A 17,377-nucleotide genomic window follows, 5' to 3' on the forward strand; every position below is an offset into this window, starting at 1 on the left:
CGATGGATCGTATTGACCTGAAAAAATTAGACCCCGATTTTAAGCACCGGTTAGCCCGGGAATTGGGGGGGGAACACATCAAAAAATGTTTTTCCTGCGGGGTCTGCTCGGCCCGCTGCCCCGTAGAAAAAATCGAGCCGGAGTATAACCCGAGAAAGATCATCCGTATGATCTTGTTAGGCATGGAAGAGGCCTTGCTCAAAGAAGAATTCCTCTGGCACTGTTCGACCTGTTATACCTGTCAGGAATCCTGCCCCCAGAAGGTTAATTTTACGGAAGTCATCTTCGCCTTGCGCAACCTGGCCGTCCGCAAAGGCCTGGCCCCGCCCGGTATGGGAGCGGCCCGGAATTTACTCAGTCAGCAGGGTCGGATGTATGAGGTGGGGGATTTTGAAAATGAGAAACGTCAGGAACTGGGGCTGCCGAAGATAATGGGAAACCCGGAGGAATATAAGAAGCTCTTAGGATAATAATCGAAGTGGTAACGGTTTATTAAAATATCACAGCCGGGGGCGGCTGTGCTACATAAGACTGTGCCCCAAAAGATGGTTGAATAAAAACAGGGATGTTTAAATCTGATATGAAATATGCATTCTTTTTAGGCTGTACGGTCCCGGTCCGGAATCTGAATTACGAGCTATCCGCCCGCCTGGTGGCCCGGAAATTGGGGATGGAGTTGGTCGATCTGGAAGCGTTCCAGTGTTGCGGCTTTCCTCTGAAATCGATCAATTTTTTTGAATCGTTGGTGATTGCTGCCGCCAATCTGGCCCTGGCCGAGCAGGCCGCTTTGCCGGTCTGCACCTTATGCAGTGCCTGCGGGGGCTCCTTAAGCGAAGCCGATCACCTGCTCAGACACAACAGCCCGTTAAAAGAACAGGTTAATGACCGCCTGAAGGTATTGGGTCTGGAATACCAAGGGACCGGGGAAGTCAAACATTTCATCCGCATCCTCTATGAGGATCTGGGGCTTGAAAAGATAAAAGAGAAGATCGTACGGCCTTTGACCGGTTTTAGCTTTGCCCCCCATTACGGGTGTCATTATTTCAAACCGGCCGAGACCGCCGGCGGGATTGACCCGGTGGAAACCCCCCAATCCTTAAGCCGGTTGATCGAGGCAACCGGGGCCGAGGCCCTGGCCTACGAAACCTTGCTTAACTGCTGTGGCGGGAGTATTTTAGGGGCCAAGGAAGATCTGGCCAATACCCTGGCCGGGCAGAAGCTGGCGGAGGTGAACCGTTTAGGGGCCACTGGTTTGGTCTTGATCTGCCCCTTTTGTAATGTCATGTTTGAAGGCCAGCAGAAAAAAATAGAGAAGAAACTGGAACAAAAATTGAAAGTGCCGGTCCTTTACTATCCCCAGCTTTTAGGGTTGGCCCTGGGGGCCGGGCCGGATGAACTCGGATTTAAGTTGAATCGAATCAAAGACAAGGAATTCTTAAAATATTTTGACAAGGAGGTCTGACATGGAGATCGAAGGCTATTTTTTTCCGGATGATTTATGGTATGATAAAAACCACTTCTGGGCCCGCATCGATGGAGACCAGGTCGTGATGGGGACAACGGATTTTGCGCAGAAACTGGCCGGTGATATCGGGTATGTGGAAATCCCCGAAGAGGGCCAGAAGGTTCAGCAGGGGAAACCCTTTGGTTCCATCGAATCCGGGAAATGGGTGGGGCGGATCTACGCTGTTTTTTCCGGAAAGGTGACGGTGGTCAATGAAGCCCTGGAAGATGAGCCGGAATTGATCAATTCATCCCCCTATGATCAGGGCTGGATCTGTCAAATCGCTCCGGAAAATCTGGAGGCGGAAAAAGGGAATCTGATGCCGGCTTCGGAATTGAAACCCTTTATTGAAGCCGAGATGGCCAGGGTTAAGGATTTGATGAACAAATAAAATCAGGCGCAAGGCGCAGGGCACAAGGCGTAAGGTAAAAAAAGAAGAAGATTTTCCTTGAACCTTGCGCCTTGTGCCTTGCGCCCGCGATAAAGGAGTGCTGTCATGGGATACATTGAAGAGTTAAAGGCCATCGTTGGTGAGGATAATGTCCATACCGGGAAAATTGATTGTTTCAGTGTCTCCAGGGATCTGTCGGTTCACGAGGGGTTTCCGGAAGCCATCGTTTTCGCCCGTACGACCGAAGAGGTGGTCGGTGTAGTGCGAATAGCCGGGGCACACAAAATTCCGGTGACGCCCCGGGGGGCCGGGACCAGTGTGACCGGCGCGTCCCTGGCCTCTAAGGGCGGTATCCTGCTGGACCTTTCCCGGATGAACAAGATCAAAGAGCTCAATAAAAATGACCGGTATGTGATTGTCGAACCGGGGATCGTCTGCAACGCCCTGAATGCCCAATTGGAACCCACCCACTTTTTCCCTCCCGATCCGGGCAGCGCACCAATCTGCACGGTCGGAGGGATGATCGCCTGTAACGCCAGCGGGGTGCGGGCCGTCAAGTACGGGACCACCCGGGACTACGTCATGGGGTTGGAGGTGGTGCTGGCTGACGGCCGGGTTATTCATACCGGCTCCCTGGCGCCGAAGACCGCCGCCGGTTATGACCTGACCCATCTGTTCGCCTCTTCCGAGGGGACCCTGGGCATCATCACCGCGGCCACTTTGAAAATCCTGGCCAAGCCGCCTTATATCGCCTTTGCCAAGGCCACCTTCCCCTCTGTGAAGGCGGCCGGTGATGCCGTGGAAAAGATGCTGACCTCGGGGATCCGCCCGTCTTCCTGCGAAATCCTGGACGACATGTCGATCGAGGTGGTCAAACAGGCCATGAATCTCGAGTTTGCTCCTGAAGTTAAATGTATTCTGTTCATTGAAATCGACGGCCACAAATTAGAGGTTCAGGATTACATTACCCGGATCGACGTCATCTGCCAGGAGGCGGGAGGGCTGGGAAATGAATGGTCCGATGATCCGGCCAAGCGGCTGGTTATGTGGTCCGCCCGACAGGGTTTGACGCCCTCCCTGTCGCGGATCAAGCCCGGCTACAGGCTCATGCCTATCGTGGAGGATTTCGGCGTGCCCATCAGCCAGATCCCGGCCACGATCGCCGCCATCCAGGAGGTGGGCCGGAAAAATAATATCCCTGTGGCCACCTTCGGTCATATCGGCGACGGTAATCTGCATGCCGTTATCATTATCGATGTGCGGAAGCAAGAGGAGTGGGAGACCATGCGAAAGGTCGCCCAGGGTTTTGTGGACCTTACCCTGAAATTCAATGGCACTCTGACCGCTGAGCACGGTCTGGGAATGGCCAAATCGCCTTATATTAAGACCGAGCTGGGCAACAGCCTGGAGGTCATGGAAGGGATCAAGCAGACCCTGGATCCGGGAAATATCCTCAATCCGGGTAAAATGGGTTTTCAGGACAGTATCCTGGATATCTTCGACCAGTTCGCCTTCGCCCACCTGGTGGAGCACCCGGAAGACCGGCAGAGCTTCGGTGAAAAAATCGATAATGAGATCCTGGCCTGTATCCAGTGCGGATTCTGCCGGGGCGGCTGTCCAACTTACGGCCAGACCGGCCTCGAATCCATGAATGCCCGGGGCCGGGTACTGATGGCCTTTAGTCTGATGAGCGGCCGACTGCAACCCTCGGAAGAAATGGCCACCCGTCTTTTTCAATGCACGAACTGCTTGAACTGCAAGTTCACCTGTCCTTCCAGAGTGGAAGTGGCCGATATCGTCCAGGCGGCCCGTAAACGGTTGGTGGACAGCGGACTTCTTCCGCCGGTATTTCAGAGCAGCGGGAAGAGCATCGCCCAGTACGGCAACCCCTTCGGGGAGCCCAGGGAGAAAAGGACCGATGTCTTCCCGGCTGGCTTTATACCGGCCCAAAAAGGCGCCGAGGTCCTGCTCTTCGGCAGCTGTGTGGGGTCTTACCAGGATATCAACCTGATCCCCAATTTGATGACCATCCTGGATAAGGCCGGCATCTCCTATTCGGCCCTGGGACAGGAAGAAGACTGTTGCGGTTATTTGAGCTACCTGGTGGGGGCCGAGGAAGATTTCAGGAAATGTGTTCAGGCCAATACTCAAAAGTTTGCCGACCTGGGGGTCAAGGAGATCGTCACCAGTTGTCCTGGCTGTTTCCGGACCCTGTCCAAGCTTTATCCGGCTTACGGCGGGGCAGGGGATATCAAGGTCCACCATGTGGTCACTTATCTGAAAGAACTGATGGGCCAGGGGAAGATCCCTTTGAAGGAGAGCAGCCCCATGGTCGTGGCTTATCATGATCCCTGCGATCTTGGGCGTCACATGCAGGTCTTTGAAGAGCCCCGGGATATCTTAAAACAAATCCCCGGCGTACAACTCAATGAATTTAAGATGAATCGCCTCTTAGCCAAGTGCTGCGGCAGCGGGGGTGGGGTTAAGGGTTTTGACAACCCCCTTAGTCAGGAGATTGCCTACCAGCGGGTCCTCCAGGCATTGGAAGTCGGTGCTGAGGTGATCGTTTCCGCCTGCCCCTCCTGCAAGAGCAATTTGACCCAGGGGGCGGCCCGTCTGCGGAAAGAGAAGAAGGGAAAAATCAAAGTTAAGGACATCACCGAGGTCATTGCCAATGCCTTGGCCTAAAAGCAATTCACTTCTGACAGGATTTACCGGATTAATAAAATCCTGTTAATCCTGTCTAACCCAAAAGGATCAACTATGAAAGAATTTCAATCATCCAAACTACTCAAAAAAATCATGGCCGATCATTTTCTGGATATGGATCGGGCCGCCAAAGAGGGAAATCCGAAGATCGCCTGGTGCACCAGTGTCGGTCCGGCCGAGCTCTTGCGGGGCATGGGTTTTTTGGTTTACTTTCCGGAAAACCACGGGGCCATGCTGGGGGCCACCCGGATGGCCACGGATTTTATCCCGTCGACCAATGCCCTCGGCTATTCCCCGGATATTTGTTCGTATCTGACCTGCGATATTGGGTCTTATCTCAAGAAGACGACCCCCCTACAAAAGGCTTATGGGATACAATCCGTTCCCAAGCCCGATGTGCTGGTTTACAATACCAACCAATGCCGGGACGTGAAGGACTGGTTTTCCTGGTATGCCCGGGAACTGAAGGTCCCTTTGATCGGGGTCCATTCTTTTCGAAACATCGGGACCATCACCCAATACGAAATTCAGGATATTGCCGAGCAGATTAAAGGCTTGATCCCGACCCTGGAAGCAGTCAGCGGCCGGAAATTCGATATGGACCGGTTTAAAGAAACGGTACGGTTATCCAGGGATTGTTCCCGACTCTGGCGGGCCACCCTGGAAACCGCTGCGGCCGTCCCATCGCCCTGGACCTTTTTTGATGCCACCATCCACATGGCACCGGCGGTTGTGGCCAGAGGCACCCAGGAGGCGGTGGATTATTATCAGACCTTAATACCCGAATTAAAACAAAGGATCGCAGATGGTGTCGCGGCCGTAGATGGAGAGAGACACCGCCTCTACTGGGAAGGTATGCCGATCTGGGGAAAACTTCGTCCTTTATCCGAACTGCTGGCCTCGTTGAAAACCTGCGTGGTGGCCTCGACCTATTGCAATAGCTGGATCTTCGATCAGCTCGACCCCGATGAGCCCTTTGAAAGCATGGGCCGGGCTTATACCGAGCTGTTTATTGTCAGGGACGAGGCTTATAAGGAACGGTATATTGAAAGCTGTCATCAACTTTTTAAATTCGATGGGATCCTCTTTCACGATGCCAAGACCTGTCCCAACAACTCCAATAATCGGTACGGCATGCCCGAGAGGCTGGCCAAAAAATTAGGCCTGTCCACCCTGACGATTAACGGAGATTTATGCGATTTGCGTTGTTATTCCGAAGAACAGGCCAAAACCCAGATTGAGGCCTTTATTGAACAGTTGGAAGAAAGATAAAAGAAAGGTACAAGGCGTAAGGCTCAAGGTAAAAACGGGGAAATTAAAAGGTCTAACCCTTGTGCCTTGTGCCCTGCGCCTTGCGCCAAAAGAGTTTTTATATGATTTACGCCGGTGTCGATGTAGGCTCGTCTACCACTAAGGTGGTTCTCATGGGCCAGGAGAAAAACCTATTGGGCTGGTCGGTTCAACGGTCGGGAACCGATTTTGCCGCTGTTGCCGAAGCCTGCCTGAAACAGGCCCTGCGCCAGGCCGGGCTGGCCGTAAACCCAAAAGAGATAAAAACCATATCCACCGGATATGGGCGGAAAAATGTCGGTTACACCGACGGAGACAAGACCGAAATCAGTTGTCATGCCCGGGGGTGTTATTATTATTTTCCGGAAGCCATAACCATAATCGATATCGGGGGCCAGGATAATAAGGTCATTCAATTAGATGAAAAAGGCCGGCGGATCAATTTCAAAATGAATCGAAAATGTGCAGCCGGGACCGGTGCTTTTTTGGAAGAGATGGCCTTGCGGCTGAATATCCCTTTGGAAGATTTGAATGATCTGGCCCGGCAATCCCGGGAGGCGGTTGAGCTGGGGAGTTTTTGCACGGTTTTTACGGCTACCGAGGTTTTGGAAAAGATCCGCCATGGGAAAAAAGTGGCCGATATCGTCAAAGGTTTGTTTTTGTCGGTCATCAAACGGGTTTTGGAAATGGATCTTTTAAGTGAACACGTTGTGATAACCGGAGGGGTGGTGGCCTATAATCCTTATTTGAAGGTTATATTGGAAGAGCACCTTCATCGGCCGGTCTGGGTTCCCAGGTATCCACAGCTTACCGGGGCCATCGGGGCCGCTTTGTTTGCCCGGGAAACGTTTACAAACAAGTAGTGAACGCGGATAATTAAATAGTATAAAAATTTGTCTTTGGACGCAGATGAACTCGGATCGGCAAAAGGCCGATCGTGCAGATTGCCAAGATTTTGAATATAAAGAACGAATAGAATATTTATTATCTGCGGCTATCGGCGAAAATCGGCGTCCTAATTTATTTTCCCGAAACGAAAAGGAGGAGAGATCATGACCAAAAGTAACTGGATGCCAATGGGAACGATACTCAAGATGAATGCCATCAACTTTCCGGACAAGCTGGGATGGCAGGATAAATCCAAGGAGTTTACCTTTAAACAATGGAACGATCGCTCCTGCCGATTGGCCAACGGTCTTAGAAATCTGGGAGTGCAACCCAAAGACCGTTTCGGGGTCCTGGCTTATAACCGGGGGGAGTGGATGGATATCTATGCCGGGGCGGCCAAGGGCGGACAGATCGTCGTCCCCCTGATGTTCCGGTTGGCCGGACCGGACATAGAATTTATCGTCAATCATTCGGAATGTAAAGGGTTGATCGTCGAAGAGCCCTTTGTCGAACTGATCAACGGGATCAAAAACAAACTGGCCATTCCTGAAAATGCCTATGTTTTTTTGGGGGATGGTCCTGTGCCGGGCGGGTATGTGGGCTATGAAGACTGGTTGTCCCAATCCTCCCCGGAAGAATCGGATTATCTGGTTGATGCCGCTGATCCCTGGACCTTTATGTACACCTCCGGGACCACCGGCCGTCCCAAAGGGGTGGTCCGGTCCCACGAGAGCTATCTGGCCCAGTATTACCTGAACAATATCAACATGGGGACCCGGACTACCGACAAGGTGATGCTGGTTATGCCCATGTGCCATGTCAATTCCATTTTCTATTCTTTCCCCTTTACCCTGTTAACGGCCCCGGTTTTTGTCTACAACATGGTTTCCTTCGACCCGGAGGATCTCCTGCGCACCATTGATCAATACAAGATCACCTTCACCTCTCTGGTGCCTACCCATTACATCATGATCCTGTCCCTGCCCGAGGAGATTAAAAAAAGCCTTGATGTCTCATCTATCCGGCAGCTCCTGATTTCTTCGGCTCCGGCCCGGAAAGAACTCAAACTGGCTATTATGGAATATTTTAAAAATGCCGAACTGTGGGAAGCCTACGGGTCCACCGAGGGCGGTCTGGTGACCCTGCTCCGACCGGAAGACCAATTCAAAAAATTAGGTTCCATCGGCCGTGAAATTTTCGGAACCGACCGGATCCGGATTTTGGATGAAAATCGTCAGCCGGTGCCGGATGGCCAGGTGGGGGAGCTTTTTTACCGGACCCCCATGCTTTTCACCGAATACTGGAAGGCACCGGAAAAGACCGAAGAAGCCTTTGACAACGGCTGGTCTTCTGCCGGGGACATGGTCCGTCGCGATGAAGACGGCTATTACGCCCTGGTGGATCGGAAGGCCAATATGATCATTACCGGAGGAGAGAATGTCTATCCTTCCGAAGTGGAAAATGTGGTGGGCAGCCACCCGGCGGTGAAGGATGTGGCCGTTATCGGCATACCGGACAAGAAATGGGGTGAGGCCATCAAGGCTATCGTGATCCTCCATGAAGGCTACAAGAGTTCACCGGATCTGGCCAAGGAGATCATGGATCACTGCAAAGGCAAGATCGCCGGTTTTAAAAAGCCCAAAACCCTGGATTTTATCAGTGATGCCGAAATGCCCCGCACCGGAACCGGCAAGATCCTGCACCGGATCTTGAGGGAAAAATACGGGAAATGGAGTGACCAGGGATAAGGCAAGCGGGCCGAGAGGAATAAGTAAGGGGAGGTTTGGATGCCCATTCAACCTCCCCCTTGTTTTTAAGAATAAAATCATGGATAAGATTATTGGTAACCCTTTAGGTGAAGCAATAAAGTAATGTTAAGCCCTGATCTTAAAGGCCTGGATGATCCGGAAGGAGAAACCGTTCCGGAGGGACTCCCAACGGTCATTGATGCCCATGTCCATGTCTTTCCCGACAATATATTTTCGGCCATCTGGGCCTGGTTTGATCAAAATGCCTGGCCTATCCGCTACCGGTTGACCACCTCTGGGGTATTGGAAACCCTCCTGTCCCGCGGTGTGAGTCAGGTAATCGCCCTGCAATATGCCCACAAGCCCGGCATTTCCCTCATGTTGAATCGCTACCTGGTGAAAAAATGTCAGGAGTTCCCCGGCAGGGTTTCCGGCCTGGCCACGGTCTTTCCCGGGGAAAAGGATGCCGCCCAAATCCTCAAGGAAGCCTTCGATAACGGCTTAAAGGGGGTGAAGCTGCACGCCCATGTCCAGTGTTTTGACATGGACTCCGAAGCGATGGCGGTGATTTACGATCTATGTGCGTCAGAGGGGAAGCCCCTGGTCATGCATGTCGGCCGGGAGCCTAAAAGCACGGCCTACCGTTGCGATCCCCATCTAATATGCAGTGCCGAGAAGCTGGAGAGGGTCCTTAAGAATTTTTCCGGATTAAAAATCTGCGTGCCCCATTTGGGGTTTGATGAGTTCTCCGCTTATAAGAACCTGATTGAGAAATACGACCACCTCTGGCTGGACACGACCATGATCATGGCCGATTATTTCCCTTTAAAGGACCCGGTTGATCTGAGAGATTTCAGGGTGGATCGGATCATGTACGGATCCGATTTCCCCAACATCCCTTATGCCTGGGACCGGGAGCTCAAGCATTTGAAGGCCTCGGGGCTGCCGCCGGATACTCTGGAATGGATCCTGAAAAAAAGCGCCGAAAATTTTTTCGGCTTTCTTCTTGACGATTCTTCTTAATCCAACTTATATTACCTTATAAAAAACCTCTGCCTTGATCTTCAAGAGGAAAGGGTAATCAACTCTGACCAGAGGATGATTTATGGGAAAGTATTCTTTTGAGATTTTTTCGGAAAGATGCACCGCCTGTCTTCGCTGCCGGTTGGCCTGTTCCGAGCTTTATACCAAGGCCTTTAATCCTTCCCGGTCCAGGATACGGGTTGACCTATCCGGAACGGGGTGCACCATTTCGTTCGCCGATGACTGTGAGGGATGCGGGGTTTGTGCGGATCACTGTTATTACGGAGCCATTGAAAAGATCCGGAAGGAGGTGGCCCCATGACCAGGGACCGAGGAGGCTTTGCCGGAAAGATCCTGCATGTAGACCTGACCCGGGAAATCATCCATCAGGAACCTTTGGATTGGGGCCTGGCCGAGAAGTTCGTCGGCGGTCTGGGTTTAACCATCAAGCTGGCCTATGACAAAATCCAGCCTCGATCAGAGGCCCTTTCCCCCCAAAATCCCATCCTCCTGGGGGCCGGCCCCCTGGTGGGAACCAATCTTCCATCCGCCTCACGGGTCTACGGGGTCACAAAACTGCCGGCCAGCGGCACCATCGGCTGGTGTGGCGCGGGCGGGGTGACCTTCGGATACCAGCTCAAGAACGCCGGCTTTGACCACATCATCATAGAAGGCCGGGCGGATAGACCGGTATATCTGAGCATCATCGATGAAAACATAGAAATCCGTGATGCCCGCCACCTTTGGGGAAAGGACGTGGAGGAGACCTGTGAAAGCCTCTGGAAAGAGATGCCCTGGCCCGCCGGGATCCTCAGCATCGGTCAGGCCGGGGAGGCCCTGATCCCCTTTTCCATGGCCTATGTCAACCGCCTGTCCACCTTGGGGCGGGGCGGTTTCGGCGCCGTCATGGGTTCCAAGAACCTTAAGGCCGTCGTGGTTCAAGGTACGGGCGAGGTAAGGGTGGCCCATAGGAAGGAGTACCAGGGACTTCTAAGGGATTTTTTAAAATCCATCCGTGAATATCCCTATCTTAAGGAATGGCAAGACCTGGGGTTGATCAAGGCCTTTCCCTTTATTCCCCCGGAAGTCTACCAGAAAATCAAAGAAAGACGGGTGGCCTGCGTATCCTGCCCAACCGGCTGTAAAGACATCATCAGGATCCAGGATGGGGAGCATCAGGGATTTCTGGCCCATTCCAGCTCGGCGATCAACCTTTTGACTCCCATGAATTATGGATTCAAGGATTACCGGGAGGCCATCAAGTGCACCGCCACACTGGATCGGTACGGCCTGGACATGTTCGAATTTTTCGGCCTTATGACCATGGCGCAGGCCCTTGGCGAACAAGGGGTCATCCCTCCTGAAAGCCTGCCGGTCCCGATCCGAACCGGCTCGTTGAATTCCATGGAAACCTGGGCCGCATTGATTGTTCGAAGGGAAGGCCTGGGTGAAATCCTGGCCGAAGGCTTCAAGGGCCTTCTAAATGCCTTTGGCCAGGATGCCAGGGCCTGTGCCCCGGCCCTGGTTAAGGGCATGCATCCCTACGCCGGACCGGGGGCTGCCTTGCCCTGGGACCTCTTCGGCACCATGGAGTTGGGTCAGGTATTGGACCCCCGGGGTCCTCACGTAGGGGCCGGCGGCTCACCGACCTATTTTGCCAAAAGACCCCTGGAGGTCTTTCCCAAGCACCTTACACGCATGGGGGTCCCTAAAGAAGCCATGGAAAGGATTCTCCCAAGCAAAGGATCGGGAGATTCGGTTAAGGAGATCAAGGTGGGACGGCTTCTTAAATATTCCCACGCCTGGTTCAGTATCCTGGGTGCCCTCGGCATCTGCGCCAGGGGCCAAATCAACCGTTTTTACAATGCCCCCTTGTGCGCCCGGTTTTATGAAGCGGTCACCGGCATCGAAACCGATCCGGAGGCCCTTCGGAGAAGAGTGGACCGTTCCTGGACCTTGCTTCGTATGGCCAATGTGCGGGAGGGATTTGGGAGAGATTATGATGCCCTGCCCGAACAATGGTTCAAAACACCGGGCTTTAAGGATTATTGCTCCGAACAGCCCTTGACCATTGAAGAAGCAGGGGCCATGATCGAGGATTACTATGATGAGCAGGGCTGGGATAGAACAACAGGGATTCCCACCCGGGCCAGGCTCGAAGAATTGGACATTAGGGAATGTTTCGCCTTAGCCCCCGCCGCTTCTTAGTCTTTTTTGTTGCCACTTGTCACAGACCTTATTGCGGTAAATAAACTGCAACTATCGCCTGCTCCCCAGTCAACCGGGTCCGAAAAACGGGGGAGGGGGCACTAAGCCCGTTACCGGTCGATCTCCAAATCCTGGGTGCGCACGTCGGGCCATTTCAATCTTCCCCCTTCGAAGAGCACCGTAAACACCTGACCCGGGTCGGCGCTTTCCTGAACGTTGGGAAGGTCCTGCCCGGCATAGCCGGGCGGAACGAAAAAGGTAAAATTCAGGGGAGCCATGTCTTTGTTTCGGACGGCCTCGACATATTTCTGGGCCGCTTCCGGATCCGGAACACCGCGAAGGGACCCGACGAACCTCCGGCCGTTCTGCCGAAAGTCGGCAAAGGCGCAGACGCTGCCATAAAGACTGGAAATCCCGATTTTGGCCGGGTACTTCCAGCCGTAGACGATTTGTTTGATATACCGGTCATAGGCCAGAGAATAACTCGGCCACTTTCCCTTCCCCCACAGTAGACCCGGGAAGAAAGGATCTTCCTGTTTTTTTGCGGACTGAGACATCATCTGGGCCACCACAGCCACCGAGCCGTATACCTGTTCCCTGGTAAAATGGTGACCCTCGGGATTCCAGCGGGGGTTGGAACATCTCAGGGAAGTGGCCATCAGGGCATAGAAGGCCCGGAAAGATTCCGATTCATCGGCCCCCCCTTTGGTGCTCAAGGCCAGTCCCCCTAAAATCATGGTCGGTCCGTAGAGTCCCTTTTTCCCATATTCTTCGTAGGTCACGGTGCCGTCCCTGGTTTCGTCAAAGGCCTCGAGAAAACCGCTTTTTAAAGAAGACCCCTCTAATTGATCCACGGCCGTGAGGTAAGCGAAAAAAGTCTTCTGCAGGTCCCAGGGCATCTTATAGATGTCGGAGTAGAGGGCTTTGGTGAAAATCTCCTTAAAGGTATCCCCTTCCACCAATCCAATGCGTCCCCGAAAGGAGGCTAGGGGCAGACCGGATATCCCGTCCTGGCCGACCGCATAATAAGAACGCTTTCCGAGACCGCGCTTTTCGGCCCGGGCCAAACAGGCATCCCGGCTCAAAGGGGAATCGTATCCCCCCTGGGTGAGGATGGTCTTGCCGTCGAATACGGGCACCGGAACCGCCTGGGGAAAACGGCCGCCGGCCCCGTCTTCCAGCCCGGTCCCTTCGGCCTCTTTGAGTCCCACATTGCTGAACATATAGCGGGCGCAGCAAAGGTCCGTGGCTACCGGGTCCAGGCCGGCCATCACCAGGCCGTCCGGCACCTTGACGCCCAGACCGATCCCCTGGTGGTCCCGGTTGATTCCCTCAATGGCATCGACAATGTGGAGCATGAAAATGTCCTGTCCGGCCACGGCGGCGATGATGTCGATCATGGTGCCGGTAAGGCCACCGGTCTTTTGTACCCTGTAATCCCCATCGGGGCCTTTCTTCGGCAGGCAGGTTGTGGGATCCATCTCCGGGACCCAGACCTGATGGGGAATACCGCCCTTCATCCCCGGGATGGCCCGGTGGGGGGTGGCGTACTCCCAGGCGCAACTTTCCGTTCGGGAGACTTCCATGGGATAGAGTCCGATGCCCAGGTTTTTGATCACATTGGTGAAGAGGGCCTGGGCATGGACCTTGAGCCTGGGGAGGTTGATGAGGATACACCCCGGATAAAGGGCCCGGTCAGCCGGATCGGCCGGGTCCCCTCCGACAATGACCTTGTGGAGGAAGAGAGACTGGAAATTTTCACCTGCCGGGACGGGGATCTCCCTGCCCTTGGAAGGGTCGTCGCAAATACGGTTCAGGTCATAGACCATGAGCTTATCCTCCACCGCTCCGGGGGGAAGGTAGATCCCGGCCTGGCTTTCTTCCAGACCTCTCATGGGATCATCCCCCAGGGAAGGATCGGAGGCTTCGGCCAGGTATTTGCGGACAAAATAAAACCCCCAACCCCCGTAAAAATCATCGGACCGTCCTTCCATGACCGCTTCGGTGGTCACCGGTCTTCCGGTCTTCTTGACATAACGATAATTGGCAGCCACGCTGGACAGGGCCGTGGCCGCCTCGCCCAGACTCATCTGATAGAAACTGATGCCTGCCCGGTCATGAAACCACCGCATCACTGCGGCCACAAAGGGCCATTCCGTATTACCGCTGCTGCCGGCCGTAGGTCCGAAATGATAAGGGTCGATATTTTCCGCGCTCACCAGGTTCGGTTTGCAGAGCAGCTTCTGTCCCTGTCCAAGACGTTTCTTTATGACGGCCAGAAAGCCCTCTTCCTTCTCCAAGGCGGAGAGGGCCCCATCCAGGTTCTTATAGGTATAATCGATCCTGGTCTTAATCTCCTTCCAGGCCGTTTGGTCCGAGTCGCGGATGAATTTCCCGAGCAGGAGGTCTATGCCTTTGTAAGATTTTTCAACCTCCATCCGGGCCACGGCCACGGCCGAACCCTTTCCGTCAAGCAGGCCATCGCCTACGGCGGAATGAATCCAATCTTCTTTCTGCGCTTTCATTTTTGTTATCTCCTGTGATTATTGACGAGAACGGCCTCTAAAGCCGGATGGGCCCCAATTGCTTGCCTGATATAAAAAGGTTTTTTGAAATCCTTGTCAAGAAATTATTTATCTAATTCTGTCGGGCAGACCCTTGCCTTCGGACTGCACTTCTGGTACCCTTAATGCTCTTTGGCCATAAAGGAGACTTCATAAAGGAGAATCGAATGATCATCGATGTGCATTATCATTTATTTCCCAAGCTTTCGGAAAAAATGGTCAGGAATTTGACCGGCTGGGCTATCCGGTTGGCCAAAGCCATGGGGAAAGCGGTTGACCCGGAAGCCGTTATTAAAAAGGCCATGGCCACCTGGCCGGACCCGACGGGAGAACGCTTAATGGGCATCATGGAGGATGCCGGAATCGACCTGACCCTGATCTGCATGGTGGACAACGCCGCTATTGCCCTGCTCAAACCGGAAAATATGCAGCGGGGCAATAAGATGATCGCTGAAATAGCCCGAAAAAACCCGGGCCGGGTCATGGCCCTGGCCGGGGTGGACCCCAGAAGACCCGAGGCACCTGATATGCTGAAGCAGTGTTTTGAGGAATTTGGTATCAAGGGCCTGAAATACCACCCTGATGACGGCTATGATCCCGGCGGCCCTGAATCGTATAAACTTCTGGAGATTCTGGCCGACTACCAGGGTGTCCTGCTCACCCATACCGGTCCCTTAAGTCCGCCCTCCAGAAATAAGTTTGCCGACCCCATGCTGCTGACCGATCTGGCGGTTGATTTCCCGGAGCTTAAGATAATCGCCGCCCATATGGGACAGATTAATTGGCGTCCCTGGGCCGCCCTGGCCGCCCAGCAGCCGAATCTCTATGGGGATCTGGCCATGTGGGACCACTATGCCCTGGCCCATTATACCCTTTTTTGCCGGGAACTTCGTGATATCCTGGATTACACCGGATCCACAAAGGTTCTATTTGGAACAGACAATCCCATTGCCTCGACCCTTGAGCCCACCAAAAACTGGATTCAATTGTTGAAAGAATTGCCGGAAAAAGCCCCGGCGGGAATATCCTTTACCCAGGAGGAAATCGATGGAATCCTGGGCCGAAATGCTGCTTCTGTTTTGGGTCTGGCTTAAAGGCCTGCTGATTCTTTAAGCACTATAAAAAATCTTGCTTTTTTATTCTCCTGGTGTATAATTCTCAGTAATTATTTTAAATCTTGGCTGGATATTTGCAGATCTTCATCAATTCCCCTGCACCTACCATCAAGTTTTGTCGCTTACTGACCCTTTGCCTTCAGTCCTTTTTTTACCTGTAGCAGCACGTTTGTTTGGCGACCATGTTTCGGGCCAGTCGGCTAAAGTTGTGCTATATCTGGTACTTCCGCGCCGCTGGTTATTCATGTTGTAATTGTACCCTAACCCCCAACCAAAGTTTCTGGTTCAGACTATCTGTTTTAGAAGCTCCCCAGGAAAGACTCAGAGAATGAATTTTGAAGAATTACAATTGATTCCACCCATTCTTAAGGCCCTGGCTCAATGTGGCCATAGCTCTCCCACTACGGTCCAGGCCCAAGCTATTCCCAAGGCCCTATCAGGACGCAACCTGATCGTTTCGGCTCAGACCGGTACCGGCAAGACCGCGGCTTTCGTTTTGCCCGCCCTCCAAGGCTTGTCTAACAAACCCTCGGTTCGGAAAGCCGGCCCACGTGTCCTGGTGGTTACTCCTACCAGAGAACTGGCCGATCAGGTGACTCAGGCCACCCGCAGCTATGGGAAATATTTGTCTGTGAGCAGCCTGGCCATTTTCGGCGGCATGCCCTTTAGGGAGCAAATGAGATCCTTGTCCAAATCTCCGGACATGATCATCGCCACACCCGGAAGGCTCCTCGATCTTATGAATCGAGGCCGAATCGACTTGTCCCATCTCGAGCTGTTTGTCCTGGATGAAGCCGACCGTATGCTCGATATGGGTTTTATCGAGGACGTGGAGCGGATCTCGGCCGCCGTCCCGGCAGAATGCCAGACCCTTTTGTTTGCAGCCACGGTCGGTGAGACCATGACTAAAATGTCCCAACGGTTTATAAAAAACCCTGAACGGATTCAAATTGCCCCCGGTAAGGTCACTCATGATACTATCGAACAACGCTTACTTATGGCAGATGATCTGCAGCACAAGAACCGCTTATTGCAACATTTTTGTGATGACAAGGCCCTCACCAAAGCGATCATCTTTTCGGCAACCAAATGCGATGCCGATAGCCTGGCCCGCGATCTCAATGCCAAGGGATATTCGGCTGCTGCCCTTCACGGAGACATGACGCAGTATGCCCGGAACCGGACCATGATGAATATGCGGCGTGGTAAGATCAGACTCCTGGTGGCTACAGATGTGGCTGCCCGCGGTCTTGACGTCAGGGGAATCAGTCATATCATCAATTTTGATCTGCCTCGTTTTGCCGAAGATTATGTCCACAGGATCGGGAGAACCGGGAGGGCCGGAGAGTCAGGCATTGCTATTTCTTTTGCCTCCCCTAATGATCTCCACTATATCAATCGCATTGAACGGTATTTGAAACAGAATTTGCCCCTGCACATCATTCCCGGATTGGAACCGGCCTATCCACTCGCCCGGCCTTATAACCAGCCGAAGAACAACCGGCGGGGGCCATCACCTAAGCGTGAAAACGGTGCTCACCCGGCAACCCCTCGCAGGGTTCAACGGGTCAGGGATTCAAGGATTCAAATGAAGGGCCTGGGAATAAAAAGGCAAGAACTCTCAACCCGGAATCCTCTCGAAAGACAGGCTTTTTATGGTCGAGGGAAGCCCATTTCAATAAATAAAAGCAGAAAAAAAGGTCGGCCTGGAAGCACCCAAGCGACCGGGCCTATCAAAGAGTGTTCCTCTGGTGTCAGGCAGGGCGCGATAAAACAAGATGGGGGTGTAGCGGTAGAATATCGCAGGGGCAAATCAGATCACCCGGGACGGCCTGCGAATAAGAAAAGTAAGAAAACGAGTTACTTTGGAGCAAAGGAGTAAAGGACTGGCAGGGGCTTTAAAACGAAAATAGATTCCTTATTAAGCGGCCTGGGGC

General features: G+C 53.2%; 13 protein-coding genes. 12 read left to right on the forward strand and 1 reads right to left on the reverse strand.

Annotated elements, in window-relative coordinates:
• The first annotated feature begins 2 nt into the window (after positions 1-2).
• The 10 genes from HY879_03895 (at position 3) to HY879_03940 (ending at position 11,761) form a co-directional block, all read left to right on the forward strand.
• Positions 3-470 (forward strand): 4Fe-4S dicluster domain-containing protein, encoded by a 468-nt coding sequence (locus HY879_03895; GenBank protein MBI5602475.1) that lies wholly within the window; start codon positions 3-5, stop codon positions 468-470.
• Between the two features lie 110 nt (positions 471-580).
• Positions 581-1,462 (forward strand): CoB--CoM heterodisulfide reductase iron-sulfur subunit B family protein, encoded by an 882-nt coding sequence (locus HY879_03900; protein ID MBI5602476.1) that lies wholly within the window; start codon positions 581-583, stop codon positions 1,460-1,462.
• 1 nt (position 1,463) lies between these two features.
• Positions 1,464-1,895 carry a glycine cleavage system protein GcvH gene (gene gcvH / locus HY879_03905; protein MBI5602477.1) on the forward strand — a complete coding sequence of 144 codons (432 nt, stop codon included), beginning with the start codon at positions 1,464-1,466 and terminating at the stop codon, positions 1,893-1,895.
• A gap of 105 nt (positions 1,896-2,000) precedes the next feature.
• The gene (locus HY879_03910; GenBank protein MBI5602478.1) at positions 2,001-4,583 is read left to right on the forward strand and encodes an FAD-binding oxidoreductase; all 2,583 of its coding nucleotides are present in this window, start codon (positions 2,001-2,003) and stop codon (positions 4,581-4,583) included.
• A gap of 75 nt (positions 4,584-4,658) precedes the next feature.
• On the forward strand, positions 4,659-5,876 hold the full coding sequence (locus HY879_03915; GenBank protein MBI5602479.1) for a 2-hydroxyacyl-CoA dehydratase: 1,218 nt from the start codon (positions 4,659-4,661) through the stop codon (positions 5,874-5,876).
• 101 nt (positions 5,877-5,977) lie between these two features.
• The gene (locus HY879_03920) at positions 5,978-6,757 is read left to right on the forward strand and encodes an ATPase (protein MBI5602480.1); all 780 of its coding nucleotides are present in this window, start codon (positions 5,978-5,980) and stop codon (positions 6,755-6,757) included.
• 189 nt (positions 6,758-6,946) lie between these two features.
• Positions 6,947-8,530, forward strand: a complete 1,584-nt coding sequence (locus HY879_03925; protein ID MBI5602481.1) for an AMP-binding protein — start codon at positions 6,947-6,949, stop codon at positions 8,528-8,530.
• A 123-nt stretch (positions 8,531-8,653) separates the two neighbouring features.
• Positions 8,654-9,553, forward strand: coding sequence for an amidohydrolase (locus tag HY879_03930; protein MBI5602482.1), 900 nt, complete (start codon positions 8,654-8,656; stop codon positions 9,551-9,553).
• Between the two features lie 82 nt (positions 9,554-9,635).
• The gene (locus HY879_03935) at positions 9,636-9,875 is read left to right on the forward strand and encodes a 4Fe-4S binding protein (protein MBI5602483.1); all 240 of its coding nucleotides are present in this window, start codon (positions 9,636-9,638) and stop codon (positions 9,873-9,875) included.
• A complete protein-coding gene (locus HY879_03940; protein MBI5602484.1) occupies positions 9,872-11,761 on the forward strand; it encodes a hypothetical protein in 1,890 nt (629 codons plus the stop codon). The genes HY879_03935 and HY879_03940 overlap by 4 nt, the downstream gene beginning before the upstream one ends.
• A 110-nt stretch (positions 11,762-11,871) precedes the next feature.
• Here HY879_03940 and HY879_03945 read toward each other — a convergent pair whose 3' ends face one another.
• Positions 11,872-14,286 carry a DUF362 domain-containing protein gene (locus tag HY879_03945; protein ID MBI5602485.1) on the reverse strand — a complete coding sequence of 805 codons (2,415 nt, stop codon included), beginning with the start codon at positions 14,284-14,286 and terminating at the stop codon, positions 11,872-11,874.
• Positions 14,287-14,492: 206 nt separating this feature from the next.
• Here HY879_03945 and HY879_03950 point away from each other — a divergent pair, with 206 nt between their 5' ends.
• The gene (locus HY879_03950) at positions 14,493-15,419 is read left to right on the forward strand and encodes an amidohydrolase (GenBank protein MBI5602486.1); all 927 of its coding nucleotides are present in this window, start codon (positions 14,493-14,495) and stop codon (positions 15,417-15,419) included.
• A gap of 349 nt (positions 15,420-15,768) precedes the next feature.
• Positions 15,769-17,322, forward strand: a complete 1,554-nt coding sequence (locus HY879_03955) for a DEAD/DEAH box helicase (GenBank protein ID MBI5602487.1) — start codon at positions 15,769-15,771, stop codon at positions 17,320-17,322.
• Positions 17,323-17,377: the final 55 nt, after the last annotated feature.

The sequence above is a fragment of the Deltaproteobacteria bacterium genome (assembly GCA_016219225.1).
GTDB lineage: Bacteria > Desulfobacterota > RBG-13-43-22 > RBG-13-43-22 > RBG-13-43-22 > RBG-13-43-22.